The 26788-nt window shown below is 65.9% G+C and carries 44 protein-coding genes; 38 read left to right on the forward strand and 6 right to left on the reverse strand.

What is annotated here, in order from left to right:
* Position 1 precedes the first annotated feature (1 nt).
* The 37 genes from G467_RS0112060 to G467_RS0112245 all read left to right on the forward strand — a co-directional run bounded on the left by G467_RS0112060 (position 2) and on the right by G467_RS0112245 (position 19620).
* Positions 2-343: a hypothetical protein gene (locus tag G467_RS0112060; protein ID WP_022969996.1), complete on the forward strand. Its 342-nt coding sequence runs from the start codon at positions 2-4 to the stop codon at positions 341-343.
* 28 nt (positions 344-371) lie between these two features.
* A complete protein-coding gene (locus tag G467_RS16660; RefSeq protein WP_022969997.1) occupies positions 372-758 on the forward strand; it encodes a YkvA family protein in 387 nt (128 codons plus the stop codon).
* Between the two features lie 44 nt (positions 759-802).
* Complete coding sequence (locus G467_RS0112070; RefSeq protein ID WP_026802638.1) at positions 803-1417, forward strand: hypothetical protein; 615 nt, start codon at positions 803-805, stop codon at positions 1415-1417.
* 17 nt (positions 1418-1434) lie between these two features.
* Positions 1435-2046 (forward strand): pyridoxamine 5'-phosphate oxidase family protein, encoded by a 612-nt coding sequence (locus tag G467_RS0112075; RefSeq protein WP_026802639.1) that lies wholly within the window; start codon positions 1435-1437, stop codon positions 2044-2046.
* 117 nt (positions 2047-2163) lie between these two features.
* A complete protein-coding gene (locus G467_RS0112080) occupies positions 2164-2382 on the forward strand; it encodes a hypothetical protein (RefSeq protein ID WP_022970000.1) in 219 nt (72 codons plus the stop codon).
* 71 nt (positions 2383-2453) lie between these two features.
* The gene (locus tag G467_RS0112085; RefSeq protein WP_022970001.1) at positions 2454-2669 is read left to right on the forward strand and encodes a hypothetical protein; all 216 of its coding nucleotides are present in this window, start codon (positions 2454-2456) and stop codon (positions 2667-2669) included.
* A gap of 54 nt (positions 2670-2723) precedes the next feature.
* A complete protein-coding gene (locus tag G467_RS0112090) occupies positions 2724-3110 on the forward strand; it encodes a VOC family protein (RefSeq protein WP_022970002.1) in 387 nt (128 codons plus the stop codon).
* Positions 3111-3178: 68 nt separating this feature from the next.
* Positions 3179-3613 (forward strand): GFA family protein, encoded by a 435-nt coding sequence (locus G467_RS0112095; protein WP_022970003.1) that lies wholly within the window; start codon positions 3179-3181, stop codon positions 3611-3613.
* A gap of 31 nt (positions 3614-3644) precedes the next feature.
* The gene (locus G467_RS0112100) at positions 3645-4091 is read left to right on the forward strand and encodes an SRPBCC family protein (RefSeq protein ID WP_022970004.1); all 447 of its coding nucleotides are present in this window, start codon (positions 3645-3647) and stop codon (positions 4089-4091) included.
* A gap of 90 nt (positions 4092-4181) precedes the next feature.
* Positions 4182-4601: a hypothetical protein gene (locus G467_RS0112105; protein WP_022970005.1), complete on the forward strand. Its 420-nt coding sequence runs from the start codon at positions 4182-4184 to the stop codon at positions 4599-4601.
* Positions 4602-4640: 39 nt separating this feature from the next.
* Positions 4641-5402 (forward strand): hypothetical protein, encoded by a 762-nt coding sequence (locus G467_RS0112110; RefSeq protein WP_155844895.1) that lies wholly within the window; start codon positions 4641-4643, stop codon positions 5400-5402.
* 16 nt (positions 5403-5418) lie between these two features.
* Positions 5419-5838, forward strand: coding sequence for a DUF1801 domain-containing protein (locus G467_RS0112115; RefSeq protein ID WP_026802640.1), 420 nt, complete (start codon positions 5419-5421; stop codon positions 5836-5838).
* Positions 5839-5852: 14 nt separating this feature from the next.
* Positions 5853-6221, forward strand: a complete 369-nt coding sequence (locus G467_RS16665; RefSeq protein ID WP_022970007.1) for an iron chaperone — start codon at positions 5853-5855, stop codon at positions 6219-6221.
* A 59-nt stretch (positions 6222-6280) separates the two neighbouring features.
* Positions 6281-6616, forward strand: a complete 336-nt coding sequence (locus G467_RS0112125; protein WP_155844896.1) for a hypothetical protein — start codon at positions 6281-6283, stop codon at positions 6614-6616.
* A 102-nt stretch (positions 6617-6718) separates the two neighbouring features.
* Complete coding sequence (locus G467_RS18430) at positions 6719-6853, forward strand: hypothetical protein (RefSeq protein ID WP_022970009.1); 135 nt, start codon at positions 6719-6721, stop codon at positions 6851-6853.
* 115 nt (positions 6854-6968) lie between these two features.
* On the forward strand, positions 6969-7397 hold the full coding sequence (locus tag G467_RS0112135; RefSeq protein WP_022970010.1) for an SRPBCC family protein: 429 nt from the start codon (positions 6969-6971) through the stop codon (positions 7395-7397).
* Positions 7394-7621, forward strand: a complete 228-nt coding sequence (locus G467_RS0112140; RefSeq protein ID WP_022970011.1) for a hypothetical protein — start codon at positions 7394-7396, stop codon at positions 7619-7621. Before G467_RS0112135 ends, G467_RS0112140 begins: the two co-directional genes overlap by 4 nt.
* Positions 7618-8073: a GNAT family N-acetyltransferase gene (locus tag G467_RS0112145; RefSeq protein WP_022970012.1), complete on the forward strand. Its 456-nt coding sequence runs from the start codon at positions 7618-7620 to the stop codon at positions 8071-8073. Before G467_RS0112140 ends, G467_RS0112145 begins: the two co-directional genes overlap by 4 nt.
* 132 nt (positions 8074-8205) lie before the next feature.
* Positions 8206-8517, forward strand: a complete 312-nt coding sequence (locus G467_RS0112150; RefSeq protein WP_022970013.1) for a hypothetical protein — start codon at positions 8206-8208, stop codon at positions 8515-8517.
* A 15-nt stretch (positions 8518-8532) separates the two neighbouring features.
* A complete protein-coding gene (locus tag G467_RS0112155; protein ID WP_022970014.1) occupies positions 8533-8979 on the forward strand; it encodes a DUF3592 domain-containing protein in 447 nt (148 codons plus the stop codon).
* A gap of 16 nt (positions 8980-8995) precedes the next feature.
* The gene (locus G467_RS16670) at positions 8996-9424 is read left to right on the forward strand and encodes a hypothetical protein (RefSeq protein WP_022970015.1); all 429 of its coding nucleotides are present in this window, start codon (positions 8996-8998) and stop codon (positions 9422-9424) included.
* Between the two features lie 144 nt (positions 9425-9568).
* Complete coding sequence (locus tag G467_RS18345; RefSeq protein ID WP_245559077.1) at positions 9569-11665, forward strand: acyltransferase family protein; 2097 nt, start codon at positions 9569-9571, stop codon at positions 11663-11665.
* Positions 11662-12480 carry an ABC transporter permease gene (locus tag G467_RS0112175; RefSeq protein ID WP_026802641.1) on the forward strand — a complete coding sequence of 273 codons (819 nt, stop codon included), beginning with the start codon at positions 11662-11664 and terminating at the stop codon, positions 12478-12480. The genes G467_RS18345 and G467_RS0112175 overlap by 4 nt, the downstream gene beginning before the upstream one ends.
* Before the next feature lie 50 nt (positions 12481-12530).
* Positions 12531-12866: a PadR family transcriptional regulator gene (locus tag G467_RS0112180; RefSeq protein WP_022970017.1), complete on the forward strand. Its 336-nt coding sequence runs from the start codon at positions 12531-12533 to the stop codon at positions 12864-12866.
* A gap of 2 nt (positions 12867-12868) precedes the next feature.
* Positions 12869-13801: a hypothetical protein gene (locus G467_RS0112185; RefSeq protein WP_022970018.1), complete on the forward strand. Its 933-nt coding sequence runs from the start codon at positions 12869-12871 to the stop codon at positions 13799-13801.
* Positions 13802-13819: 18 nt separating this feature from the next.
* Positions 13820-13948: a glyoxalase/bleomycin resistance/dioxygenase family protein gene (locus G467_RS17885; protein WP_022970019.1), complete on the forward strand. Its 129-nt coding sequence runs from the start codon at positions 13820-13822 to the stop codon at positions 13946-13948.
* Complete coding sequence (locus G467_RS0112195; RefSeq protein WP_022970020.1) at positions 13939-14460, forward strand: 2'-5' RNA ligase family protein; 522 nt, start codon at positions 13939-13941, stop codon at positions 14458-14460. The genes G467_RS17885 and G467_RS0112195 overlap by 10 nt, the downstream gene beginning before the upstream one ends.
* A 5-nt stretch (positions 14461-14465) precedes the next feature.
* A complete protein-coding gene (locus G467_RS0112200) occupies positions 14466-14897 on the forward strand; it encodes a GFA family protein (RefSeq protein ID WP_026802643.1) in 432 nt (143 codons plus the stop codon).
* A 187-nt stretch (positions 14898-15084) separates the two neighbouring features.
* A complete protein-coding gene (locus tag G467_RS18090) occupies positions 15085-15246 on the forward strand; it encodes a hypothetical protein (protein WP_155844897.1) in 162 nt (53 codons plus the stop codon).
* Complete coding sequence (locus G467_RS16680) at positions 15243-15959, forward strand: DUF4386 domain-containing protein (RefSeq protein ID WP_022970023.1); 717 nt, start codon at positions 15243-15245, stop codon at positions 15957-15959. The genes G467_RS18090 and G467_RS16680 overlap by 4 nt, the downstream gene beginning before the upstream one ends.
* A gap of 128 nt (positions 15960-16087) precedes the next feature.
* Complete coding sequence (locus G467_RS16685) at positions 16088-16498, forward strand: MAPEG family protein (RefSeq protein WP_022970024.1); 411 nt, start codon at positions 16088-16090, stop codon at positions 16496-16498.
* Between the two features lie 72 nt (positions 16499-16570).
* Positions 16571-17305, forward strand: a complete 735-nt coding sequence (locus G467_RS0112220; protein ID WP_026802644.1) for a hypothetical protein — start codon at positions 16571-16573, stop codon at positions 17303-17305.
* Complete coding sequence (locus tag G467_RS0112225) at positions 17298-17738, forward strand: hypothetical protein (protein ID WP_022970026.1); 441 nt, start codon at positions 17298-17300, stop codon at positions 17736-17738. Before G467_RS0112220 ends, G467_RS0112225 begins: the two co-directional genes overlap by 8 nt.
* 54 nt (positions 17739-17792) lie before the next feature.
* Positions 17793-18236 carry a ribosomal protein L7/L12 gene (locus G467_RS18470; RefSeq protein ID WP_022970027.1) on the forward strand — a complete coding sequence of 148 codons (444 nt, stop codon included), beginning with the start codon at positions 17793-17795 and terminating at the stop codon, positions 18234-18236.
* Between the two features lie 155 nt (positions 18237-18391).
* Positions 18392-18862, forward strand: a complete 471-nt coding sequence (locus G467_RS0112235) for a GyrI-like domain-containing protein (RefSeq protein WP_022970028.1) — start codon at positions 18392-18394, stop codon at positions 18860-18862.
* A 40-nt stretch (positions 18863-18902) separates the two neighbouring features.
* Positions 18903-19289, forward strand: a complete 387-nt coding sequence (locus G467_RS0112240; RefSeq protein WP_022970029.1) for a hypothetical protein — start codon at positions 18903-18905, stop codon at positions 19287-19289.
* 31 nt (positions 19290-19320) lie between these two features.
* Positions 19321-19620 carry an antibiotic biosynthesis monooxygenase family protein gene (locus G467_RS0112245; RefSeq protein WP_022970030.1) on the forward strand — a complete coding sequence of 100 codons (300 nt, stop codon included), beginning with the start codon at positions 19321-19323 and terminating at the stop codon, positions 19618-19620.
* A gap of 101 nt (positions 19621-19721) precedes the next feature.
* Here the strand turns inward: G467_RS0112245 and G467_RS0112250 are convergent, their stop codons facing one another.
* Together G467_RS0112250 and G467_RS0112255 are read right to left on the reverse strand one after the other, a co-directional pair.
* Complete coding sequence (locus tag G467_RS0112250) at positions 19722-20138, reverse strand: hypothetical protein (RefSeq protein WP_022970031.1); 417 nt, start codon at positions 20136-20138, stop codon at positions 19722-19724.
* A complete protein-coding gene (locus G467_RS0112255; RefSeq protein WP_022970032.1) occupies positions 20135-20701 on the reverse strand; it encodes an RNA polymerase sigma factor in 567 nt (188 codons plus the stop codon). The genes G467_RS0112250 and G467_RS0112255 overlap by 4 nt, the downstream gene beginning before the upstream one ends.
* A 154-nt stretch (positions 20702-20855) precedes the next feature.
* Between G467_RS0112255 and G467_RS0112260 the strand changes: the two genes are divergently transcribed.
* The gene (locus G467_RS0112260; RefSeq protein ID WP_022970033.1) at positions 20856-21182 is read left to right on the forward strand and encodes a hypothetical protein; all 327 of its coding nucleotides are present in this window, start codon (positions 20856-20858) and stop codon (positions 21180-21182) included.
* 31 nt (positions 21183-21213) lie between these two features.
* Here the strand turns inward: G467_RS0112260 and tsaB are convergent, their stop codons facing one another.
* From tsaB to mrcB, 4 genes are read right to left on the reverse strand one after another with little or no spacing between them, the layout of a single operon-like run.
* On the reverse strand, positions 21214-21915 hold the full coding sequence (tsaB, locus tag G467_RS0112265; RefSeq protein WP_022970034.1) for a tRNA (adenosine(37)-N6)-threonylcarbamoyltransferase complex dimerization subunit type 1 TsaB: 702 nt from the start codon (positions 21913-21915) through the stop codon (positions 21214-21216).
* Positions 21916-21921: 6 nt separating this feature from the next.
* The gene (gene yoaA / locus G467_RS16695) at positions 21922-23907 is read right to left on the reverse strand and encodes a DNA repair helicase YoaA (protein ID WP_022970035.1); all 1986 of its coding nucleotides are present in this window, start codon (positions 23905-23907) and stop codon (positions 21922-21924) included.
* Between the two features lie 4 nt (positions 23908-23911).
* Positions 23912-24421, reverse strand: coding sequence for a tetratricopeptide repeat protein (locus G467_RS0112275; protein WP_022970036.1), 510 nt, complete (start codon positions 24419-24421; stop codon positions 23912-23914).
* Entirely contained in the window at positions 24418-26769 is a 2352-nt protein-coding gene (mrcB, locus tag G467_RS16700; protein WP_022970037.1) for a penicillin-binding protein 1B, read from the reverse strand. Before mrcB ends, G467_RS0112275 begins: the two co-directional genes overlap by 4 nt.
* Positions 26770-26788 lie beyond the last annotated feature (19 nt).

Below are 26788 nucleotides of genomic sequence, written 5' to 3' on the forward strand. Positions count from 1 at the left end.
CATGAAAGCCGTGAGCATCGCCCTGTTGGCCTGCGTGATCGTCACCGCGTGCGCGAGCACAGGCTGGCCGTCCAAGACCGATCCGTCGGTCATTTCCGGCACGCCGGATCATTTCCTGGTGTTCGACGCGGCCTCTGGGGCCTTGTCGGAGCCCGCCGGTCCAGATTGCCGCAACCCGATGACCGATCCGCGGGACGGCACCCGCCTGACCCTCATCCGGTCGAAGGCGGGCTTCGGCGACTACCAGACGACCACGCCCAAGTACGGCCTGACGGGCGACCAGTTGTTGCGCATCGACTGTCGTGACGGCCGTCCGGTTGGCGCGACGCAGGGCGCGTCCTGAACATCGGTGGCGGGCGGCGGCGAACGCCATGACCCGGGTGTCCTTGCGCACGTGGGCGCGCGCGCTGAAGCAGCAGACCCTGGTCATCTACTTCGTGGCGCGCAACCCGAAGACTCCCTGGCCGGTGCGCCTGCTGGCCCTGCTCATCGCGGCCTACGCCCTGAGTCCGATTGACCTCATCCCCGACTTCATCCCGGTCATCGGCTACCTGGACGATCTCATCCTGATTCCGCTGGGCCTGGCATGGGTGATCCGGCTGACGCCACCGGACATCGTTGAATCGTCGCGCGCGCAGGCGCAGCGGGCGTCACAGAAGCCGGTCAGCTATCCGGCGGCGGCATTTATCCTCGTCCTGTGGCTCGTGCTCCTGGGGTGGCATGGACGGTGGTTGCTCGGTATCGTGCATTCGACGTAGCGCTGGGCCGCGGGCCGCGCGGCAAGACTTCAGGAATGGCTCCGATGAATCCACCCCTCTGGCTTTGTGGCGTTCTTGCCCTTGCGTCGCAGTGCGCCCTGGCCCAGGACTGTGTCGTCGTGGACTGCGGCAAGGGCGACCGGTGCGACGTGGCGCCAACGCACCTGACAGCAACATTGCCGGCGGGCTTGGTCATCCGGTCCATTCGCGGCGACACCCAGCTTTTCCTGCGAGATGGCGCGAGTGATACAACGTGTCGACGCGTGACTCGCCTGTCGGCTCCGGTATCCCTGGATCATTCCCGTGTCTACGGCGCGATCGCGCTCACCGGAACGCTCCGTGTCCGGGGCCTGGTTCGGTTCGAACCTAACGATGGTGGGGTATTGGAGTTTCGGCCGGCGAAAAGAACCTTCCTGCGCACCGGGAAGTTCTTCAACGCCAACTTCCAACGCATCAAGCTCGACGAGGCCATGCCGCCCGTGCACCTCGTTCCGCCGAAACGCCTGGGCAACGCCGACTGTTGGCAGGCGAGCGCCACGGCGGAGCTTTCCGGCTTCCACGTGCTCGTCGGTGATTCATCCTCGGCGGGATCGTACGCGCAACGCGCACGCCTCACGAACCTGGGCGACTTCACCCGGTGCCAGTGGGGTGGCGACTAAGGCCTGACGGAGGACGTATGACTCACGATCCGATGTATCACGAAGGGATGCGGCGGCTGCAGGATGCGCGCGAGACCCGCGTGCTGGCAGACCGTCTCGAACAGGTGGTCGTGCGTACCGCCTTCACTGAGGAAGATCGCGCGTTCATCGCGCGCTCGGCGATGTTCTTCATCGCGACCGCGGACGATCACGGCAGCCCGGACTGTTCCTACAAAGGCGGCCTGCCCGGATTCGTGCGCGTGGTCGATGACCACACGCTCGCGATCCCGGACTACGACGGCAATGGCATGTACCGCAGCTGGGGCAATGTGCTCGTCAATGCCCAGGTCGGACTGCTGTTCCTGGATTTCGAACAGCCCAAGCGGCTGCGCGTGAACGGCACGGCGGTGGTCGTGCAAGACGATCCGCTTTGCGCGGAATTGCCAGGTTGCGTGTTCGTAGTGCGTGTCACGGCCGAAAGAATCTTCCCGAACTGCCCGCGCTATCTGCACAAGATGCAGTTGGTGGAGCACTCGACTTACGCGCCCCGCCCCGACTACACACCGCCCGTCCCGGCCTGGAAGACGTATGAGGTTTTTCGTGATTCCCTGCCGACCCGGGATCGATCGGGCAACGAGGACGCGAAGTAGCACCTGTGGTTCCGCGCATGGACGGAAATCCCCGCGATTCCCGTCTACTTGAACGGGGCATTGCGACGCGACTTTCCGCGCCCGCCCTTTGAGATCCAACCCATCAGGAGCAGGCACATGGCGTGGAAGAAAGTGGAGAGCTACAGCTTCGGCTACCGGCACAGCGACAAGAAGTTCTGGGTCTACTACACCCTGGAGAACACCAACACCACGACCCAGCTGTTCGTGACGCCCACGCAGTTCACGGCCTTGGCGCAGTTGTTCACGTCCAGCCAGTCGGTGAACTACGAAACGACCGGCGGCTATTTCTCCACCGGCGCGCATACGCTGGCATGAGCGCGGTCGCGTTCAAGAATTCTCTCGAGCCGGCGCCGATTCTCGGCCCGGCTCTTTTTCTCGTTTAGACCATGCCCCCACTCCTGCGCAAACTCCTGCTCGTCCTCGGCGCGATCCTCATCGTGATCGGCCTGACCTGCCTGCCTTGGCTGATCCTCGATCACCTGACCGGCCCGATCAGCACCTTCGTGGGCATGACGGCGATCCTCTGGGCGCCACTCGCGCTGATCCTCGGCGTCCTGCTGGGCGGCTTGTTTGCCATGATCCTCTGGCCCCGGGAATACTGAGCGCGACCCTGCCGGCGCAGTACACTGGCTCCAGACCCCACATCGGAGACGCTCATGAAGCGAGTCACGGGAATCGGCGGCATCTTCTTCAGCGCGAAGAATCCGGCGGCGCTGCAAGCCTGGTACAAGCAGCATCTGGGCATCGATGTGCAGTCCTGGGGAGGTGCCGCGTTCGACTGGGTCGACGCCGACGGCAAGCCGACCCCCGGGACAACCGCGTGGTCGATCGGCGCCGACGATGGCAAGCACTTCGCGCCGAGCCAAGCGACCTTCATGGTCAATTACCGCGTCGACGATCTGGACGCCCTGCTGCAGGCGCTGCGTGACGAAGGCTGCCACGTCCTGGACAAGGCCGACGACTCCGAATACGGAAAGTTCGGCTGGGTCATGGACCCCGAGGGCAACAAGGTCGAGCTCTGGGAGCCGCCGGCAGGGCAATAAACTCTTCGAAAGCAACGGCCTTGTAACGGCCTCATTCCAGAATCCAACTCAGACTGCGAGAGAGCACCATGACTGAAAGAACTGGCCGCTGCTTGTGCGGCGCTGTGAGTTTCACGCTGAGTGCGGAGCCGTTGGCGGTGCGTGTGTGCTGGTGTCGGGATTGCCAGCATCTCGCGGCGAACGGAACGGTGAACCTGTTGGTCGCGGCGGATGCGCTGACGGTGTCCGGCACGCTCTCCGAATTCCTCAAGACCGCGGACAGCGGCAACGAGATCTCGCGACAGTTCTGCGCGACCTGCGGCACGCATGTTCTCGCCAGGTCCTCCGCGCGACCGCAGTTCCGCGTGCTGCGCGCGGGCAATCTGGACGAGCCCTCGTCCATTCGTCCGAACATGAACATCTGGGCCGCGAGCGCGCCCGACTGGGCTTGCCTGGATCAGGCACTGGAACGCATCGAGCAGCAACCGCTGCCGCCCAAGCCCGCGCCGTCTGCAGAGGCCTGACTTTTCATCGCCCCCCGTAGGAGAACGACCCATGCCCACCGGCACCGTGCGACTCCACCGCGTTCTGCGCGCCCCGCCCGATCGCGTCTACCGCGCCTTTCTCGACGCCGAAGCTTTGGCGAAATGGCTGCCGCCTTACGGTTTCACCTGCAAGGTTCACCATCTGGACGCCCGAGTAGGCGGCACATTCCGAATGTCGTTCGCGAACTTCACCACCGGCAATGGCCACGCGTTCGGCGGCGAGTATCTCGAGCTCGTGCCCGGCGAGCGACTTCGCTACACCGACAAGTTCGATGACCCGAACCTGCCCGGCGAAATGCAGGTCACCGTCGTGCTGGGCAAGGTCGCCTGCGGCACCGAACTTCACATCGTGCAGGAAGGCGTGCCCGAGATGATCCCCGTCGAGATGTGCTACCTGGGCTGGCAGGAATCGCTGGCGCAGCTGGCGACTCTGGTCGAGCCGGAAATTCCGGATTGAGCTGCCGTCGACCGGTCGCGCTTCTCCGCCGGTCCCCGTTCACGGCGCTACACTGACGCCATTGCGTCAGCTGCCTCCCGGAGGATCCCCATGGCTGCTCTCGTCGGTTTCCTGCTCGCCGTCGCGGTAGGGATATTCGCCACTGCACTTCGCCTGGATCGTGACCGGGCGTTCTATCCGGTGGTGACGATTGTCGTCGCGGCGTACTACGCCTTGTTCGCGGTGATGGGTGCGTCCACGCAGACCCTGGTGCACGAAGTGCTGGCCGGCGCGGTGTTTCTTTCCCTCGCTGTCGTGGGCTTCCGGAGCTCGTTGTGGATCACGGCAGTGGCGCTCGCCGGGCATGGCATTTTCGATTTTTTCCATGATGCGGTCATCGCCAACCCCGGTGTGCCGTCGTTCTGGCCTGCGTTCTGTGGCAGCTACGACGTGACGGCGGGCGTATATCTCGCGGGCTTGCTGTGGAGTGGAAGAGTGCGCGCGACCGCGTCGGAATCGGATAGCATCTGACCTCGAATCCGGCCCTGTCCCGAGGACACCATGAAGTTTTTGCTTGCCACCGTCGTCGCCTTGACGGTGCTGTGCGCGCCGCCAACGCTGCGTGCGGCCGATGACATTTCCGCAACAGCCGTCGAAAGCCGGCAAGCGACACGCTGTGCGGTGTTCTATCTGCTGATGGCGAAGATCCCGGCCTTGTCGAACGAGTCCGCGCGATTCAATGCCTTGGTCGATCGCCTGGGGGCGATCGCCGTGCGCAATGCCGCGACGGGCGAAGACATCGATCGCTGGGCCAAGGAATTCATGACAGAAGCCACCACGAACGCGCAGCTGCCCGCCAGCACCTTCAACCAGGATCAGTCGGGGCTCTGCCAGTCGTTTCTGGACAGTCACGCCGCCACCGCCCCGGTGCCTGCGACGGCGGTAGCGCCGGTCGCACCGGCGACGGCATCGACGAATGGCGTCGTCGACCGGCATCCGGACGGACGGCCCGCCACGATCGCGACTGGGGGACAGCGCGTGAGTTTTGACACCGGCCGCGGCGCCTCCTGCGACGCCCCGGTCGGGATGACGAATGCCGAGAACAGGGAAGCGCGGATCCGCTCGCAGTATGTTTGGCTGGACGACGTGTCGCCGGGATGGAAACTCGTGAGCCGGGCCACCCGCTACAGCGAACCACCGAACGAGGCGAACATCGACCGTGTGCGGATCTACTCCTGGTTTTCCCTCACGGACAACGCCGGAAAGCCGTTCGAGGTCTGTTTCGACACGACCCAGGGCATGCTACCCACGCTCAAAGCCCTCACCCGCTAACCTCCAAGGCATGCCCATGAAAACGTCGGACGCCATCTCGGGCCCAGCGGCCTCGGAAAAAATTACGAAGCGCATCGCCGAACTCGGCGACTGGCGCGGAACCACGCTGGCGCGAATGCGTCAGCTGATCCACGAGGCCGATCCCGCCGTCGTCGAGGAATGGAAATGGATGGGCACGCCGGTCTGGTCGCACGACGGCATCCTGTGCACCGGCGAGTCGTACAAGAAGGCCGTGAAACTCACCTTCGCCAAGGGCGCCTCGCTGAAAGATCCCAAGGGCCTGTTCAATGCGAGCCTCGACGGCAACACCCGCCGCGCGATCGATATCGTCGAAGGCGCAGACGTCGATGCGACCGCTTTCAAAGCGCTCATCCGCGAAGCGATCGCCTACAACGCCGCGAACCAGCCGAAGTGCGCGAAGAAAAAGAGCCCCTGAGCGCCCGACTGCCGATGCCGCGCCCGACCACGATCGCCGAATACCTCCAGGCCGCTCCGCGCGAAGGCCAACCGCATTTGCGTCGCCTCTACGCACTGCTCAAACGCGTCGCACCGAACGCGCAGGAAGCGATCAAATGGGGCAATCCGTTTTTCGTCGAGCCCCGGTTCGTGTTCGCATTTTCCGCGCACAAGGCGCATGTCAATTTCGTCCCGTCGGCGGCGAGCCTGGCCGCCTTTGGCGAGGAACTGAAGTCCTACCGCACCACGCAGAACATGCTTCAGCTTCCCTATGACCAGCCACTGCCGGAGGACCTGATCCGCCGGATCGCCGAGCATTGCGTCCAGACGGTCAGCGAACGCGAAGACGCGGGGTTTTGGTAGTGTCGCCAGCCTCTGCTACCGCCGGGAATGCGCTGTCGGCGAACCAGGCGATTGTTCTGTTGATCGTGCTGCATGCCCTGTTCGGAGCGGGCCAGGGGCTTGCCATTGGCGAGGAGGGGGCAGGCAACGTCCTGGAAGTCCTCCACTTTGTCGCTACGGCGGGCGTGATTTTTTATTGGGCCTCGCTCGACGCCCGCGCCCGACCACAGGCGCTAAGCGCGATGCAAAGCGTGGGTATCGTATTGCTCGGCTACTTCGCAATGCCGTTCTATCTGGCTTCCGCGCGCCCACCCGACACCTGGCCGCGGTGGCTGAGCAAAGGCCTTGCGGCCTTGGCCTGCATCATCACGGCATTTTTCGTCGCGTTTTCCCTGGCAGCTCGCTACCTGGGTTAAGCCGCCACGCAGACCATGACTTAGGGCACACCCCCTGCGCTCCACATCGCCGTACCCTTCTCGCGAACCGATCCGGTTTGTGCTCGCCGACAGGAACCCTCCATGTTCAAGAAAATGGCCATCGGTTTTCTCGCGGTCGCGATCGCCTGCGGGCTCGCCGCGTCGGGCTATTCGTTCGGCAAGTACCTGGCGGAGCGCGACAACGCTGGCGACGCGAAAGAGCAAGCGCGCGCCTGAGCAGGCCGCGGTCGGCAGGACGGCGCCCACGCGTTTTCCATTCGCCTGCCGAACGGGGATTGGTTAACCTTTGGGGCAACCTCGACCTGACGCCTTCGCGCCCGGGAATCGCCGCATGAAGATCACCGTTGAAACCACGATCCACGCGCCCGTCGCCGACGTCTGGCGCGCCTGGACCACACCTGACGACATCAAACAATGGAATGCCGCGTCGGACGACTGGCATACCACGCAGGCCTCGGTGGATCTGCGCGTGGGCGGCGGTTTCTCCTCACGCATGGAAGCCCGGGACGGCAGCATGGGCTTCGACTTCGCGGGCACCTACACCGCCGTCGTGATACATGAGCGGCTCGAAGCGGTCTTCGGCGACCGGACCCTGCGCGTGGACTTCATCCCCGGCGATCACGGCGTGACCGTGCGGGAAACCTTCGACGCAGAAACCACCCACCCTATCGAACAGCAACAAGCGGGCTGGCAAGCGATCCTCGATCGTTTCGCGCGGCACGTGGAAAGCCAAGCCCCCTCCCCCTCGGACCTCCCATGAACAAGCCCAACAGCAAGTACCTCCTGATCGCGCTCGTACCCGCCGTGCTCACACCGATCGCGTTGCTGATCGAGAAGCAGCACCAGGCGACGTATTTTCTCGGCCTGAGCTCGAGCTTCTGGTCCGGCACGGCGATCGGCGTGTCGATCGGCGCCGGCGTGGTGGCGATCGCGTTGCTGGCGCGCGCGATGCACAGCGACGGCGGACGCCCCTCCGCCTCATGAGGATCGAGGTCGACGACCTGTCGCGTCCGGAAATCCATGCCCTGCTCAACGAACACCTGCAGAGCATGCATGCACTGTCGCCGCCGGAAAGTGTGCATGCCCTCGACCTGGACAAGCTGCGGCAGCCCGAAATCACCTTCTGGTCCGTGTGGGAAGGTGCGCAGCTGCTCGGCTGCGGCGCGCTGAAGGAACTCGATGCCCGGCATGGCGAAGTGAAATCCATGCGCACGCCTGCCGCGCTGCGCCGCACCGGTGCCGGGCGCGCGGTGCTGGCGCATATCATCGAGGTCGCGAAATCGCGCGACTATGCGCGCCTGAGCCTGGAAACCGGATCGATGGAGGCGTTCCGCCCGGCGCAGGCGCTCTACGAAAGTTTCGGTTTCAGCTATTGCGGGCCGTTCGGCGATTACACGGACGACCCGAACAGTGTGTTCATGACCAAAACGCTGTAGTTGCCCGGCGACCGAATTGATGCCGGACCTGACCGACGTCCTGTGTTACGGCTCGGCCGTCCTGGTCGAACCGCTGCCGCCGGCGTGATCCGCGCCATCCCGCGGTCGGGGCGCAGGGCTTAGACTGCGACGATGCAATATCAACTTGTCCTGCGATTCCGCAAAGCCTCGATCGAGAGCCCGGACACGATGCCGGCGCTCGAGCGTGCCCTGGCCGAAGCGCTAGGCGAGCTCGCGCGCCTCGACGGCCACGACACCGGCGCGCGCGACATCGATCTTTTCATGCTGACGGCCGATCCGGCGACGGCGTTCCGGCGATCGAAACCGGCGCTGGAAAAGCTGGCCCTGCTCGATCGGGTGACGGCCGCGTATCGCCTGGAAGGCGGCGCCCGCTTCACGGTAGTCTGGCCGCTCGGCTACGGCCGCAAATTCACGCTGTCCTGATCCGGTGAGTCGCAGATGATCTTTTTCGTCATCCTCTTCCTGTTGGCCGGCATCGCGCTGGTGATCGGCGGTCGCCAGCAGGCAACCGAGGCGCTGCGGGCCACGAAATGGCCCGTCACCGAAGGAAAGCTGGAACAGTGCGAGGTGGTCGTGTCCCCCGGCATCGGTTCGGACAGCTACAGCAGCTGGCGACTGCAGTTGCGCTATTCCTATGTGGTGCGCGGCGTCACCTACCACTCGACGCGCTACGCGATCGGCTACAGCGAAAGCGCCGATCACACCCAGCATCGCGATATCGCCGAAGAACTCAACCGCAATCCCACCGTGTCCGTGCACTACGACCCGGCCCATCCGGCGCAAGCCGTGCTCAGCGTCGCCCCCCAGGGCAATGTCGCCTTGCTCGGCTATTGGTGCCTGGGATTGGCGGCCCTGTCGGCCGTGATCGCGATGGTGTCCGGCTGATGCGCAGCGTGTCGGCATGAGGCTGATCGGTTTCAGGAATCCCGTCTGGCGCAAACGCGCCTGGACCCTGGCAACGATCGTCCTGGTGATCGTGCTCGCCTCGCATCCCGAATTGCGCCTGCTGGTGCCGTTCCTCGAGGCGATCGGGCTCGATGTTTTCTTCGCCTTGGCGGGATTGCAGATCGTTTCTGCACTGTCCGGCGCGTTGATGCCGGTGATCTTCGCCGTGTGGCGCAAGAGCCTTCCGTCCCTTCGCCGGGCCCATCGGCTGTCGTTGACGGTTTTTCCGCTGGCGTTCCTGCGGGAGTTTGCGCGCTACGCCGTTTTCCACTGGCTGGGCGATCCGGGACCCCGGCTCTGGCTGCGGTTGCACACCCTCGGGCGGCTGGCGAGACTCGGTCCTAGGCCGGCCTGGGGCCCCGCGCTCCGCCAAGAAACGGCCTAAAACACTGAATTGACTGAAAAATATCCCGGAGCAGGCCAAGAGAGCCTGTTCGGCTTGTGGCGGTTGACGTACTGTGTGTCTCACAGTACTGTGCCGACCATGGTGACCTGGCACCCAGGCTCGCCGCCGTTCGAGGAGCCCGCCATGACCACGCCCGCCACAGACCGCTTCCATGCGCTCGACGCCGCCCGCGCCTTCGCGCTGCTGCTCGGCATCGTGCTGCACGCGACGATGTCCTTCTTCCTGCCGATCCCCGCGCAGGATGTTTCGCAGAGCACGACGCTGGCGGTGAGCTTCTACGTGATCCACAGCTTCCGCATGAGCCTGTTCTTTCTCATCGCGGGATTCTTCGCACACATGGCTTTCCATCGCCGCGGTCTGCGCGCGTTCGCGAAGGACCGTGCGAAGCGCATCCTCGTGCCGATGACGGCGGGCTGGCTGGTGCTGGCGCCGATCACCGTGGCGATCCTCGTCTGGGGTCTGTCGCGCACCTTTCCGACGGCGACCGCGACCGACGCGGCGGCCGCGCCGCAGGGGTTCCCGCTGACGCATCTGTGGTTCCTGTACTACCTGTGCGTGTTCTACGTATCGGCGATCGCACTACGGGCGGCCTTCGTCGCCGGGATCGATCGCGACGGCGCCCTGCGCGCTCGTCTGGACACCGTGCTGCGTGCGGCCTTGGCCAGCACCCTCGCACCGCTCGCCTTCGCGCTACCGCTGTTCGCGGTGTTGGCTTTCGATCCGGCCTGGCCGGTGTGGTTCGGCATCCCGACCCCCGACACCGGACTGCGTCCGCAGCTGCCCGCGCTCGCGGGATTTGGCACCGCCTTCGTGCTGGGCTGGCTCGTGCATCGGCAGACGGACCTGCTCGAGATCTGGCGTCGGCAGTGGGCGATCAATCTCGCGCTGGCCGTCGCGTTGAGCACGCTGTGCCTGGTGCTCGTCGGTCTCTTGCCGGCCGCCGACCCGACCACGATTGCCGGCGCGCCGATCAATCGCCTGGTGTATGCCTTGGCCTACACCGCGTCCGTCTGGTACTGGGTGTTCGGCCTGATCGGCGCGACGCTGCGCTTTTGCGCGAACGCGAGTCCGGCGCGTCGCTACCTGGCCGACACGTCGTACTGGTTCTATCTCGTGCACCTGCCGATCGTGTTCGGCCTGCAGGTGATCATGATGCGCTGGCCGCTGCACTGGACACTGAAATTCCCGTTGATCGTCGCGATCACGCTGGGCCTGCTGTTCGCGAGCTATCACTGGCTCGTGCGCCCGACTTTTATTGGCGAAATTCTCAACGGCCGCAAGGTCCCGCGTTATGCGCCGAAGCCATCGCCGCACGTGCTCCCGATCGAGGAAGGCACGACGGCGGTCGCGCAGCTGTTGGGCGTGACGAAACGTTTCGGTACGACCGTCGCGCTGGACGATTTCAGTTTTTCTGCAAAGGCGGGCGAGCTCGTTGCCGTGCTGGGTCCGAACGGCGCGGGCAAGACCACGGCCCTGGGCCTGTGGCTGGGCACGCTCGAGCCCGATGCCGGCCAGGTCCGTGTGATGGGCGGCTCGCCCTTCGACGTGCACAGCCGGCTCGGCGTCGGCGTGATGATGCAGGACGTGAACCTGGCACCGATGCTCAGTGCGCGCGAACACATCGCGCTCGCCGCGAGCTACTACCGCGATCCGCTGTCCGTCGCGCAGACAGTTGCCCTGACCGGCATCGAAGCCTTTGCGGGCAAGCGCTACGACAAACTTTCGGGCGGACAGAAGCGCCAGGTGCAGTTCGCGATCGCGATCTGCGGCCAGCCGAAACTGCTGTTCCTCGACGAGCCCACCGTCGGACTGGATATTCCAGCGCGCGAAGCCCTGTGGCGGACGATCGCTGCATTGCGCGACGGCGGCTGCGCGATCGTGCTCACCACGCACTACCTCGAAGAAGCCGAAGTCCTGGCCGATCGGGTCGCGGTGCTCGCCGAGGGGCGATTGATCGCCGAAGGCAGCGTCGATGCGATGCGCGCCTTGATCCTGTGCAAGCGCGTGCGTGCGGCCTGCCAGGTCGATGTCGAGCAGGTCCGGCGCTGGCCGGGCGTGGTCGATGCCATGCACGACGCCGGTGTGGTGACCGTCACCGGATCGGATGCCGAAGAGATCGTGCGCCGCCTGTTCGCGGCCGATCCGGGATTGCGCCAGCTCGAAGTCAAACAAGCCAGCCTCGCCGAGGCCTTCACCGAACTGACCAAGGAGGTCGCATGAACGCCGCCCTCGCTCCCCTTCCAGACCGCACGATGGTTGCCGATCGCGCGCCGCTGCCCTTGTCCCGCCTGCTGCGCGCCTACGTCATGGAGATGCGCTACGAAACCCTGGGTGCGCTGCGCACGCCGGGCTTCTCGATCCCCTTCGTCGCGATGCCGGTGGTGATCTATGTCTTGTTCGGCGTCGTGATCAACGGCCAGGCCGGCGATCACAGCGAGTTCGGACCGGCGATCGCGAACTACCTGTTCGCGGGCTTCTCGGTACTGGCGGCGGTGATGCCCGGCATCTTCAGCGGCGTGATCCTTGCGCAGGAACGCGATGGCCATCTGCACAAACTCAAGCGCGCGATGCCCCTGCCGCCGGGCGCGACGATCATCGCGAAAGTGGCGATGGCGATGTTCGTCGCGGCGCTGGCGGTGACCCTGGTATTCGCGGCGGCGCTGATCGCGGGCAAGATCACGCTGACGCCGGCGCAGATCGCGATCATCGGGGCGGTGCTGATCGTCGGCACGATTCCGTTCTCCGCGATCGGCCTGCTGATCGGCTCGCTGTCCTCGGGCTCGGCCGCGCCGGCGTACGGCAACCTCGTGTTCCTGCCGATGATGTGGCTGTCGGGCCTGTTCATTCCCCTGCCCGACTCGCTCAAGACCTGGGTGATCCTCTGGCCTTCGTTCCACCTCGACCAACTCGCGCTCGGCCTGGCCGGCGTGGCGCAGTTCACCTTCATTCCACCGGCGCTCGCAGCGGGCGTGTTGGTCGGCGTGACTGTGCTGTGCGGCGGACTCGCGATGCGCCGTCTGGCCCGTGTGGGCTGAAGTCCCGCGGCGGATGGCCATCGAATCGCATAAACAGTACTGTGCACGCCATGGCTGAGGCGGATGCGTTCGCAAAACTGGAGCTCGAGCTGCGACGCGGTGTCGTCGTGCTCGCGACGCTGTCGCAGCTGCGTACGCCGCGCTACGGCTACGAGTTGCGGCAGGCACTGGCCGAACGCGGCATGCCGATCGAAGAAGGCACGCTGTATCCGCTGCTGCGCCGCCTGGAAACGCAGGGCGTGCTCAGCAGCGAATGGAAGATCGAAGAGGGTCCGCCGCGGCGCTACTACGCGTTGAATGCCGATGGCCTGGCGCTACTCGAAAAGCTCACGGGTGCCTGGCGCGGCATGAACGGCGCCATGGACCGATTGCTGGACAAAGGCTGACGATGAACGCGAACGAGGTGATCGAATCCTATGTCGCCGACGTGGCCGTGCAGTTGCCGCGCAAGCAGCGCAACGACGTGGCCTTCGAACTGCGCGCCCTGCTGCACGAGGAACTGCTCGCCCGCGCCGAAGACGGCGGACGCGCCGTCGACGCGACGCTGGCCATCGAACTGTTGCAAGCGTTCGGCCGACCGGAAGACGTTGCTGCGCGCTACCAGCCGGCGTTGACGATCATCGATCCCGCCGACGGCCACCGGTTCCTGCGCGCGACGCTGATCGGTCTGGCGATCATCTGGAGTCTGGGTCTGTGGGCCTGCCTGCAGGCGCCGATCGGATCGGGCGGCGCATTCCTGCGCGCGATCGGCCAGTGGTGGGGCCAGGTCGTCATTCCGTCGCTGTGGTGGCCGGGCATGCTGGTCGTGGGCTTCGCGATCGCCGCGTGGGCGCGTCGCCGCTGGCCGCAAACCGCCGCCTGGCAACCGCGCGCAAGCGATCGTCTGCAGGGCGGTCGCGTGGGCAAGGCGATGGCCTTGCTCGGCGTCCTGTGCGGCGTGTACCTGCTGGTGGATCCGCGCTGGATACTCGATGTCGCCTTCAACGGGCGCGCGGCTCCGGCGGCGTACACCGCGCTGACTTACACCGACACTTTCCTGCAGCGGCAGGCGCCGTGGCTGCTTGCCTTGCTTCTGCTAAACGTTCCCCTGTTCGCGCTGGTCATCGTGCATGGCCGCTGGTCGCCGCTGCTGCGTCGCATCGAAACGGTGCATAGCCTGGTCCTGTGCGCCGTCATGGCATGGACGGTGTTCGATGGTCCGATCTTCCTGACCATCGCGGCCGACAAGACGGCGAAATTCTTCCTGGTGCTGTTGCTGGTGTCGATCCTGATCACCCTGGGCTTGAACCTGCATCGGCGGGTCAGGCCACGGCCCAACTGACTACTGCGAGTTTCCGCCATGAGTCTTCCCAGCGCAGCGGCCGTGATCTTCGTCGACAACGTCGAGCGGATGACGGCCTTCTACCAGGCGATCGCCGGCATGGCGATGGTGTTCTGGCGTGATGGTTGGTCGGAGCGATGGCCCTGATCGAGCCGAACAAAGTACGCCTGCAACTAAGCCTCTACCTGTCGCCCTCGCAGAGTGCGGCAGTTGAAGCCCTGCGTGCGGTGCTCGATCCCGTGCAGCACCGGCTGATTCCCGCGCATGTGACGCTGTGCCGCGAGGACGAACTCGCCGCACTGGACCTCGCCGCTCTCGGCGCGAAATTTGCCGATGCCGACCTCCCGCCCTTGACGCTGCATTTCGGGCGACCGGAAGCCTTCCACGAGCATGGCATCCTGTTGCCTTGCATCGATGGCGAGGCGGATTTCCATCAACGGCGCGAACGAATACTGGCAACGTCCCCTGTCCGGCACCAGGCCGCGCATATCACGCTCGCGCATCCGCGCAATCCCAAGGCGGCGGGCAATCATCTCGACCGCGCGTTGCAGCTTCCGCAGGAGCTGTGCTTCACGTTCACGAGCGTCTGCCTCATCCGGCAACAGGGCGCCTCGCCCTGGCAGGTGCTGGAGACCTTCGCGTGGGCGGCGCCGCGCTGATGCCAATGACGGCGATACTCCATGGCAGCTGCCACTGCGGCCGACTACGGATCGCTTTCGATACCGGCGTGGCGCTGGCGGATTTCGCACCGCGCGCCTGCGATTGCGCGTTCTGTCGCAAGCATGGAGCGGCCTATATTTCCGATCCGGCAGGCCGACTGACGGTGATCGCCGACGAAGGTGCGCTCAAACGCTATCGGCAGGGTTCGCATACTGCCGACTTCCTGATCTGCGGCGAGTGCGGCGTGCTGGTCGCGGTGACGTTCGAGGATGACGGCCGCCGATTCGGTGCGGTGAATGCGGGCTGCCTGGACGAAGCGTCGGTGTTCGCCGCAGCGGTCAATGCGTCGCCGCAATCGCTGACCGCCGAACAGAAGGTTTTGCGTTGGCGACAACTCTGGATCCCGGACGTCGTGTTCGAATTTTCCCCTCGGTGATCGCCACGGCCTCGCACCCTCGGACGGACCCGGCTGGTCGAATTGCGGCGGCACCTCCTGATGGCGGCGGAGTCGTCGACCTCTGCCCTCCGCGGGGTGACCTAAGGCACGGGGCGGGTGCGCGGCGCTCGCCTACGATGAGGCGCCCCGCCGGATCCCCACCGCATCGCCGCATCAGGAGCACACCGTGAAGCCGAGCACGACACGCGCCATGGTTCTGGAAGACGTCATGGCGCTCACGATGCCCGGCGCACGGAATTTCCATCTGTGCCTGGACCTCGTCGAAATCGCACAGTCTGTGCTCATCGTCGGCTATGCCTGGCGCTGGCCGAAGCAGGCGGCCGCATGAACACGAACGCGTCGACCGCCCGTCTGGCGGGCCTGCTCTATCTCATCGTCGTCCTGACTGGCATTTTCAGTCTCGCGTATGTGCCTTCGCAGCTGATCGTCGCCGGCGATGCCGCTGCGACGTTCGAGCGCCTCGTCGCCGGGCAGTCGCTGTTCCGGCAAGGCATCGCGGCGGGTTTCGTCTGCTACACGGCGTTTCTCCTGCTGCCGCTGGTGCTGTACCGGCTGCTCAGTCCCTCCGGCAAGACGGCGGCGGTGCTCATGGTGGCATTCGCCATCGTCAGCGTGCCGCTGTCCCTGGTCAACCTGGGTCACAAGCTCGACGTGCTGACGCTGATCAGCGGCGCCGACTACCTCCACGTCTTCACTGCCGAACAATTGCAGACGCAGGTGATGCTGGCGCTCGCGGCCTACAGCAGCGGTCTGCTGGTCGCAAAGATTTTCTGGGGCCTGTGGCTGCTGCCCTTCGGCTATCTCGTTTTCACCTCCCGCCTGCTTCCGCGCGTATTGGGTCTGCTGCTGATGGCGGGCTGCGTGGGCTATCTGATCGATGTCGCCGGCCGCTTGCTGGTTCCGGCCTATCCCGACTCGCTCCTGGCGGACTACGCGACGCGCCCCGCCGCCTTGGGCGAAATCGGCACCTGTCTGTGGCTGCTCATCTTCGGTGCGCGCGCGTCGGCCTTCACGTCGGATACGACCCGCCGCATGACGTGATCCCTCGTCTTCATAGAGCGCCCCGGCAATGGCGGATTTCACCCGGGGCAGACCGCTCTTGTTTTCACGAGGCTTTTCCTTGACCTTGCACACCGGACGGGGAACAAAACACCTCCGGGGAGCAGGACATGACTGTGACACCGATCTATGCGGGGCTGCTGGCGCTGATCTATCTCGTGCTGAGCGTGCGCGTCATCAAGATGCGCGGGCCGGGACAGCCCAGCCTGGGCGACGGCGGCGATCCGGTCTTGTTGCGACGCATTCGCGCCCACGGCAACTTCGCCGAATACGTGCCCTTCCTGCTGCTGATGATCGGCCTGCTCGAACTCGGTCAATGGCCGACGATCCTGTTGCATGGCCTGGGCGCGACCCTGGTCGTCGCGCGCCTGCTGCACGGCTATGCGCTGTCGTTCACCGAATCGTTCAAGTTCGGCCGCTTCTGGGGCACGGCACTCACCTTCGGCCTGCTGATCATCTGCGGCGGCCTGTGCCTGTTCCAGGCGACGCAGCCTTACTGGTCAACGACACCGGCTGCCTGAGCGTTGTTGCGAACGCCGGCGCTGCTGTATGGCGGGGCCACCCTTCCCTTTGATCCGACTGGCGAGCCGACCATGCAACGAATCTTTCTGGGACTGTGGCTGGCGACCTGCTTGCACGTTACGGCGCTCGCCGCCACACCGGGTGAACGCTACACCGCGTCGGCCCCGGCGGAAGCGATCCATCTGGTCCTGCTCTCGCAATCGGAAGAGCTGTTGCGCTTGGACCCCGAATCGGAAGACACCGCCTTGCGCCAGTGGTCGGTACAGCGCCCGGCGCCCGGAGATACGCCGGACAAGGCCGCGACGTTCATCGTTTCCCTGAGCATCGACGGACGCGCGCTCGGCGCGTGGTACGTGAACACCGAGGAAGGCACCGTCGAGCCGCACGAGGCAGGAAGTCCGGAAGAGTCGGTCGCGGCGACCGCGCGCATCGACGCCGACATCACCTACGTCGCCACGATAGGCCGCTGGCAAACGCCGGACGGGCAAGGAAGCTATCGCATCACGACCTGGAACGAAGGCTTCGAACATGTCTCCACCGCCGTGCGCGCGGACTGGATTGCCGACGCCACCGACGCCAACGCACCGGCGCGGACGCGATCGTCGTCGGTGCTGGTGATGCCCGGTCTCTATCGCCTGCGCGCGCCGAAACTCACCGAGCGCCAAGGCGAGCTTCACGTCGAACTGCAGGGCGTCAATACCTACGACGCGAAGCAGACCGTGTCCTGCCAGTTCGATCTGTTCCCGGACGGACAGGTCACCCACGTGAAGCCTTGCGGACCAGCGGACAAGCGCGGGCATGACTGACGGCAGGAATCTGTTCCTCGTCGCCGGCGCCGCGCTGAGCGCGCTCGCGTCCTTGTTGCACCTGGGCTGCATCGTGTTCGGCGCCTCGTGGTACCGGTTTTTCGGCGCCGGCGAGCGAATGGCGCAGATGGCCGATGCCGGCCGCTGGCGTCCGGCGTTGATCACGCTGTTCATTGCGGGCGTGCTCGCGCTGTGGGCGGCCTACGCGTTGTCCGGCGCCGGCGTGATCGCGCGACTGCCGCTGCTGCGTACCGCGCTTTGCGCGATCACCGCCGCCTACCTGCTGCGCGGCACCGTGATCCTGCCGGTCATGAAGCTGTTTCCGGACAACAGTCCCGCCTTCTGGTGGTGGAGTTCGGCGATCTGCCTGAGCATCGGCCTGACGCATCTGGTGGGTCTGGTGCAGTCCTGGTCGCGGTTGTCGACGCACTGAATCACGGCGCGTGATCGCGCTAGCATCGCGTTTGACCGTCCCCGGAGCACCCTCATGAGCACGGACCCCGATCGGCTGCCCGACGATGTCCTCGCGGCCTTGCGGCAAGGCGAGACGATCGAGGCGATCAAGCGCCTGCGTGCTGCCACGGGACTTGGGCTGAAAGAAGCCAAGGACATCATCGACGCGCATCTGCACGGACAGCCGCTAAGTTTCCCCGCGCCTGCCGCGCCCGTGGATGCGACCGAGCCGGTCATGGCGGCAATCCGGCGCGGCAACAAGATTGAAGCGATAAAACAGCTGCGCGAACAGACGGGACTGGGCCTGAAGGAAGCCAAGGACGCCGTGGACGCGCTGGCGGCAGCGTTGCCGGCGACCGCGCCCGCCGGCCATCGTCCGGCGATCGAACGCGCGGATTCCTCGCGCGGCCTGTCATGGCTGGTTGGCTTGCTGTTACTTGCCGCCGCGATCTACACGGTGCTGCATTATTTCAGCTGACCGCCCCTGTTTCTGCCGCGCGCGGCGGAACGGCAGCGCCCGTTTCGCGCCCATGGAATTGCACCGCGGCAAGCGGTAGCCTGTGCGTGGCGGAGGGGCGCCGGCCGTCCGCCGAACCTTCGACACCGTGCCCTTCCTCGCCAGGGAGACTGCTCATGATCGACACTCCTCAGATCGCAAGGACGGCGGCCCAGCACACCGCCTGCATTCACCTGACCATTCCGCGTTCGGACATTCGAGAGGTCATGGGTCCGGGCATCACGGAAGTTTTCGCTGCGCTCACCGCGCAGGGTCTTGCGCCGGCAGGGCCGTGGTTCACGCATCATCTGCGCATGGACCCGGGCATCTTCGATTTCGAAATCTGTGTGCCGGTGACAACGCCGGTGACGCCCGTGGGCCGGGTGAAAGCCGGCCAGCTGCGCGCCGCGACCGTCGCGCGCACGGTGTTCCACGGCGGCTACGAGGGCCTGGGCAATGCCTGGGGCGAATTCGCGCAATGGATCGTTATCCAGGGCCACACGGCCGCACCGGATTTGTGGGAGGTCTATGTCGCCGGACCCGAATCGAGTGCCAATCCCGCCGACTGGCGCACCGAACTCAATCGTCCGTTGTTGGACGCCGCCTGATGCACCGCACGCCGGTCATCGATCTCACCAAGGAATGTCCATGCGCTCTTCGCGTCTGATCGCTCTCGCCCTGTTGCTCGTGCTGCCGTGTGCAACGGCCGGTGCGGCCCCCGATGCCTTCGAAGCCAATCTCGCGATCGCGAGAAAGAATGTCGCCACTGAAAAGGGCGCGGCCTACGACCAAGCCCTCGGTGCCGCGATGCAGGCGATGCCGGAGGTTTCGTCGAAAATGATGGATTGCCTCGTGGAGAATTCCGACGGGCCGCCGGTGTACGGCTATTTCGAGTTCACCTCGGCGAAGCAATACAAAGTCGTGCTGCGGCCCAAGAGCCCGCTGGCCGATTGCGTGACCGACGCGCTCGAAGGCCAGTCGGTGCCGGCGCCGCCGAGCCTGCCGTGGCTAAACGTTTTCGAATTGAGCCTGTGATGGCCGCTCAGCCCGGCCGGGAGCCGACACCGTGATCGCACGCCTTTGGCATGGCATGACCCCGACAGCAAAAGCCGACGCCTACCTGGCGTTCCTGCAGGAACGCGCCCTGCCCGACTACCGCAGCATTCCCGGCAATATTTCCGCGTACATCCTGCGACGCCAGGACGGCGAGGTCACGCACTTCACCACGCTGACGTATTGGTCGTCCGTGCAGGCGATCGCCGCCTTCGCCGGCGCCGACATCGCGCTGGCGAAATACTATCCCGAGGACACGGACTTCCTGATCGAGTTCGAGCCGACGGTGCAGCACTGCGAACTGTACTCGTAGCGCGGGCCGTATCGAGCATGACCGTTCCGGCGAAGACCCCGGTCGCGACGAAGAAACCTGCGCGCGCAAAAGTCGCCAAGCGCTGAGTCGCGCCACCGGACTCAGAAATGCGGCACGCGCCGTTCCGAGGCGCCAAAACCCCAAACGGCGAACAGACTGATCGCGAGCGAGAGCAGAAGCGGCCACGGCATCGCATGCATCAACGGCAGGCGCCAGAGCTCGGCGAACCACGCCGACAGCGGCGGCAAGGCGAAATAGATCGCACCCGCGGCCATGCTCACCCACATCAGCATCGTCAGTCCTTCCTCGAGCACGGAAGCGTCTTCGCGCACCGGCCGACGACGCGCGACCTGCGCGGCAAAATCCGCGGGCAAGGCCGGCGGCAAGGGGCGCTGCAAGGCCCGCCAGACCAGGCGATAGGCATCGACCTCGACATCGCCGGGCGCGCGCGCTTCGCGCTCGGCGCGTTCGGCATCGGCCTGCAGGCGTTGGTGACGCTGTTCTTCTTGCGGATTCATGCGGTGACTCCCAGCGAGACTTCCAGGGTTTGACGCAGACGATGGCGTGCACGGAAGAGATAGTTCTTGACCGTGCCCTCGGGCAGATCGGTGATGCGGGCGATATCGGCGATGCCCAGTTCGTCGAGGTGGAACAGAGTGACCAGGGTGCGTTGCAAGGGCGGCAGGCGCTCGATCGCGCGCGTGAGGTGGGCCATACGCTCGTCGTCGAGGGTCGCGGCCTCGAGATCGAAGCCGTCGCCGATGCGATCGAACAGGCTGGCTTCGCCCTCGTCCTCGTCGGCGCTGACCAGGGGCAGTTTCTTTTTCTGCAGGTGGCGGGCCGCGACCGAGAACGCGACGCGGCCGATCCAGGTCGCCAACGAGCTTTCGAAGCGGTACTGGTGCAAACGGTCGTGCACGCGCAGGAACACGTCCTGGCACAGCTCGCGCGCGTCCTCGGGGTGCTGGACCATGCGGAACACCATGTGCCAGACCAGGGCCTGGTGGCGCGCGATCAGACGCTCGAACGCACCCGGCCGGCGCGCCAATACCTGTTCCACGATGTCCTGGTCGTCTGTCATCGGGGGATGGATACCAAAACCGTGCCGACGGTTGCAGCCTAACGCATGCCCCGGGGCCAGGCCGGGATCCGGGGCAAATCAGGTGCAACCGAGCGCGCCCTGCCCCTGTCCATCGTGCTGAACCGGGGCGTGGCCCCAGACACAGGAGCGTTTCATGCAATTCGAATATCTGATCCCGATCTCTTTCTTCATCTGCGTGACGGTCGCGATCAAGGCGATCGTCGACGCGCGGGTGCGCCGGCGCATGGTTGAAACCAATACCAATGACGAGCTGATCAAGTCGATGCTGCTCGCCGACGAGCAGAGCCGTCGCCTGTCCGCGCTGAAATGGGGCCTGGTGCTGGTCCTGCAGGCCCTCGCCTTCGCCGTCATCGATGCGATGAACCTGAGCGAGCCGACCCCGGGGGCATTCGCCCTGATCCTCGGCGCCGCCGGTGTGGGCCTGCTCGGCTATCACTTCGTCGCCAAGCGGCTGGGCTGATGTCGCCAGCGCAAATGGTAGGAGCGGGCTACTAGCTGCGCGAGGCGCGCTGTTCGATGAGGGTCAGCGCGACCTTGTTGCGCAGGTAGGCCGGTTCCAGCAGGTCCGGTGCGATGGCTTCGCCGCGTGCGTAGCCGCGCGCGCCGAGGCGTGCGACGTCCCGGGCATGCGGCAGCGCCGCGGCATCGAAGCGCTGCAGTCGTGCTGTCAAGGCTGCCGGCAGTGCACCGTCGGCGGCGGAGAAGCCGGTGCCGACACCGAGGCAAAGCCCGTCCCCCGGCAGGCCGGGCGTCGCCGGGGCGGCCATCCATTCTTCGCCGATCGCGCTGACCAGCGCATCGGCATCGCGGCGATAGCGGCCGAGATACACCTCGCCCATGCGCGCATCGATCGCGGCAAGAATTTCCGACGCGCCTGCATCATCCGCGACCGGCAACGCCAGCGCGGCCAGCGTCGAGACCGGCACGACCGGTCGATCCAGCGCCAGCGCCATGCCCTGCACCAGGGCCACGGCCAGGCGCACGCCGGTGAACGCGCCGGGGCCGCGCGCGACGACCAGGCCGTCGAGCTGCGATTTCGCCACACCCGCCGCCGCGAGCAATTCGTCGGCCCAAGGCAGCACGAGCTCGGTGTGTCGGCGCGGCGCGATCTCGTAACGCGCCTGTACTTCGCCATCGAGCCACAGGGCGACGGAGCAGGCTTCGGTGCTGGTATCGATGGCGAGCAGTTTCATGCGGTCTCAGTCCCAACGGTCGGCCGGATACGACGCGGCGATGGCCTGCCATTCGTCGTCTTCCTCGACCTCGGGCGGTGAATGTCCGAAAAAGCGCTGCACGTCGGCCAACGAACGTGTGCGCGGCAGCGGCGGCAGGCTGTCGAGGAAGAGACGACCATAACTCTTTCCCAGCAGTCGCGGATCGCACAGCACCAGCACGCCGCGATCCTCGAAGGTGCGGATCAGGCGCCCGGCGCCCTGTTTGAGCGCGATCACGGCCTGCGGCAGCTGCTCGTCGCGGAAGGGATTGCCGCCGGTACGGCGCACGGCTTCGAGCCGCGCCTCCAGCACCGGATCGTCGGGCGCGGCGAACGGCAGGCGATCGATGACCACGACCGACAGGGCCTCGCCGGCGACGTCGACACCCTCCCAGAAACTGGCCGCGCCCAGCAGCACGCCGTTGCCGGACGCGCGGAACTGTTCGAGCAAGGTATTGCGCGGCGCCGTGCCCTGCACGAACAGCGGCCAGGGCGAATCCTTCATCGCCTCGGCTGCTTCGCGCAGCGCGCGATGCGAGGTGAACAGCAGGAAGGCTCGCCCGGCCGAGGCTTCGAGCACCGGCCAGACGGCATCGATGAGCGCCGTGCCGTAACCGCGCACATTCGGCTCGGGCAGGCCGCGTGGCAGGAAACACAGGGCCTGTTTCTTCCAGTCGAACGGACTGGGCTGCAACAGCGTGCGCGGGGCATCCAGACCCAGGCGCGTGGCGATGTGTTCGAAATCACCGGCGACGGCCATCGTCGCCGAGGTGAAGATCCATGCCGCGCGCGACTGCTCGCGATACTGGCGCAGCGGGCCGGACACATCCAGCGGGGTGCGCTGCAAGGTGAAACCGCGCTGCGTGAGCTCGTACCAAAGCACGGAGCCGTCCTCACTGGGTTGCCGCCAACGTCGCAGACGCTGCAACACATCGACGGCGCGATCGGACAACGCGGTGAAGCCCGGCGAGGTCTCGCTCAGCGGCGCGAGGCCCTTCGCGAGTTCGTCCAGCGACGACTCCAGCATCGTCACCGCTTCGGTCACGCCCGCATGCTGCTGCATGCGCAGCGCGCTGCCGCGTTGCGGGAAGGAATCCATGCGTAGACGAAGTTCGCGCACCGCCTGCTCGACCGCGCGCACGGGCTGCTGCACGCTCGCGAGTGCGCCGGGCACGGTCGCCGATTCCTTGATCGCGTCGCGCGCGAGTTCGGCGAGCTGGCGTGCACCGACGCCTTCGCCGAAAAACTGCGCGGCGAGTTCGGGCAGCTGGTGCGCTTCATCGAGCACGAACGCGGACGCGCCCGGCAAGATTTCGCCGAAGCCCTCCTGCTTGATCGCGAGATCCGCGAGCAGCAAATGATGGTTCACGACGACGATGTCGGCCGACTGCGCATCCTGGCGCGCCTTGACCACGAAGCACTCCGACCAGAACGGGCATTCGCTGCCCAGGCAGTTGTCGGCCGTGGACGTGACCTGCGGGAACACCGGGCTGTCTTCGGGGATGTCGGGTAGTTCGGACAGATCGCCGCGCTGGCTGCGCCCGCTCCATGCGACCACGCGCTGGAATTGCGCGGCCGCTTCGCGGCTGACGAATCGCTCGCCCTTCGCCTGTTCCATGCGATAGCGGCACAGATAATTCGCGCGCCCCTTGAGCAGGGCCGTCTTGCCCGTCGCGCCGAGCGCGGCCCGCACTTTCGGCAGATCGCGATGGTAGAGCTGGTCCTGCAATGCGCGCGTGCCGGTCGAGATGATCACGCGCTCGCCCGACAGCAGGGCCGGGACGAGATAGGCATAGGTCTTGCCGGTGCCGGTACCGGCCTCGGCGATCAGGGTCGCACGCGCATCGATCGCCTCGGCGACGGCTTCGGCGAGATGCTTCTGCGCTTCGCGCGGCGCATACCCTTCGAGTTTGACGGCGAGCGGACCCTCCGCAGCCAGCGCGGCGCCCGCGCGTTCGGACAGGTCGGACACGGCTTTACATGCGGACCGGCGGCGTCACCGCGCAGCCGGGCACGCGCTGTTGCGCCTGCGCGGCGCCGGCGGCATCGCCGCGGGCTTCGCGGGCGAAGCGAATCGTCGTCCAGCTGCGGCGGCACAGACCACCGAGCTTGGGGCCCTTGTTGTACGACAGCGTCGCGATCTGTTCGGCCTGCGCCCAGTTGCGCGTGACCAGGGCCAGTTCGGCCTGCCACTGCAGCAAATCCGGATCGTTCGGCACGAGCGTCAACGCCTGCGACAGCGAACGGGAGGCGCCGTCGAAATCGCCGCGGCCCTCGGCCTGCGTCGCGGTCTGGCGCAGGTCTTCGACTTGCGGATCGCGCAGCGGCTGCACGTCGAGTTCGATGCCGATCTGGCCGGCCGCGCGTACCTGCGCCAGCATTTCCACCGGCGTGAGTTTGCGCGTCGTCGCCGTGCCACCGGAGCTGCAGGCCGAGAGCGTGGCGGCCAGGATCAGCGAAAACAAAACCAGGACGGACGGTTTCATTGCGTGGGCTCCTGCGGCGCATCCGGCGGCGGTTGCGCGCCGTCGCCATTGAGTCGGAACCAGTCGAGCCAATTGCTCTCCTGGCAGGTCTTGTGTTCGTTCGGCAGATAGCCGCTGACGAAGGCCGCGCGACGCGCGCCCGGGCAGCCTTCTTCGGTCGTCGCGAATTCGCTCGCGTCCAGCCACGCCCATTCGATGCCCTGCCCGCTCACGCTCAGCGGCTGCGTGGGCAACTTGTCGAACAGCGCCGACCACACGCGCATCGCGCCGGTCGCGCCGTACAGACCCGTCGACAGATTCTTGTCGTTGCCGACCCAGACCACCGCGAGGTGATCGCCGGTGTAACCCGCATACCAGCTGTCGCGACCGTCGTTGCTGGTACCGGTCTTGCCGGCCGATTGCAGCGGGCCGAGGCCGTCGGCCACAAGCTGATGCGCGGTGCCGTTGGTCACCGTGCCCTGCAGGGCAAGCGTCACCAGACGCGCGGCGATCGCATCGCCTTCCTGCGCGGGTTCGGCGCGGAAATCGTAGCGGTTGATCGCCTGGCCCTGAGTGTTGAGCACACCGCGTACCGCGCGCAGTGGCTGGATCTGGCCGCCGGATGCGAGGAACTGGTACATCTGCGCCATCGAGAACACCGACAGATCGACCGACCCGAGTATCAGCGACGGCCGCGGTTCGGCCTTCAATCCACCGAGCACCTGCAGCAGCTGCGCGAGACGGTCCGGACCCACGTCCATGCCCACGCGCACCGTGGCCTGGTTGTAGGAATGCGCGAGCGCCGAGCTCAAGGTCACCGTGCCATGCGATTTGTTGTCGGAGTTCTGCGGGCGCCAGGGGCGACCGTTGGACTGCGTGACTTCGACCGGACTGTCGTCGACCCAACTCGCGAGCGAATAGCGCTCGGGCTGTGCGAGTGCGAGCAGATACACGAAGGGCTTGAGCAGCGAGCCGACCGGCCGCTGCGCCTCGAGCGCGCGATTGAAACCGGGTTCGTCGGATTTGCGGTTGCCGACCATCGCGAGCACTTCGCCGTTGCCCGTATCGGTGACGACCATGCCCGCCTGCAGCGGCGGACCGTCCTTGCGTTGCACGGTGAGGAGCGTGCCGGCGACAGCGCGTTCAGACAGGGTCTGCGCGGACGGCGCGAGCGTGGTCATGACCGACAGGCCGGCCCCACGCAGGGCATCGGCCGGATAGTCGCGCGCCAGCTGACGGCGCACCAGATCCATGAACGCTGGCGCGCGATTGCGCGCCACGCCGGGGCGACTGCTGACGCCGAGTGGCGCGGCCTTCGCGCGCTTGGCTTCTTCGGGCGAGATCAGGCCCAGTTCCACCCAGACATCGAGCACGGTCGCGCGACGGATCAGCGCGCGATCGGGATGCTTGCGCGGATCCCAGTAGCCCGGGCCCTGGATCACGCCGACGAGCAGGGCGAGATCTTCGGTCTTGAGCGTGTTGAGATCGCGACCGAACCAGAATTCGGAACCGGCGGCGACGCCGCGCACCGACTGGCTGCCCGACTGACCCAGGTACACCTGGTTGAGATAGGCCTCGAGGATGCGGCGCTTGTCGAAGCGCGCCTCGATGATCAGCGCATACAGCGCTTCCTTGACCTTGCGCGACACGGTCTTGGTATTGCTCAGGAACAGGCTGCGCACCATCTGCTGGGTGATCGTACTCGCGCCCTGTTCGAACTCGCCTTCGCGGATGTTGACCCAGATCGCGCGCAGCACGCCCCAGGGGTCGATGCCGTGGTGGTACTTGAAGTTGCGGTCTTCCACCGCCTGCAAGCCGCTGATGAGCAGCTTGGGCACTTCTTCCATGCGCACGAGGCGACGCTCTTCTTCGCTGTTGCCATAGAGCGTGGCGATGCGCGCGGGATCGAGGCGCGCACTGTCGATGCGGCGTTTGCGGTCGGCATCGCGCACCTGGGCGATACGACCGCCGCTGATCGTGACTTCGAGCCGGCGCGCATGCACCGGACCGTCGAGGTCGACGAAGTCGCGCGTGCCGAGCTTGAAGCGGCCGCCATCGCGCGCGTAGGTGCCGGGCAATTGTCCGCTGCCGTCCTTGCGATAGGACGCGGCGGCGAGTTCGAGTTCGAACGTATCGCCGTCCAGACGCACGCCTTCTTGCAGCAGCAACGGTCGGGCGTAGACGCGGGTCGGCACCTGCCATTGCAGTTGCGCGAATTCTCGCTGCACCTGCTTGTCGAGATACCAGACGTAGGGGCCGCCGACACCGATCAGCAGGCCCAGACCCAGCAGGCCGATGCGCCAGGTCCAGCGCCAGAGTCGGAGCTTCAGCGGTTCAAATTCGGGCCCGAGGGCAGCGTTGTCGGTCAAGGATGTGGATAATCTGATG

The sequence above is a fragment of the Arenimonas oryziterrae DSM 21050 = YC6267 genome, assembly GCF_000420545.1.
GTDB classification, from domain to species: Bacteria; Pseudomonadota; Gammaproteobacteria; order Xanthomonadales; family Xanthomonadaceae; genus Arenimonas; species Arenimonas oryziterrae.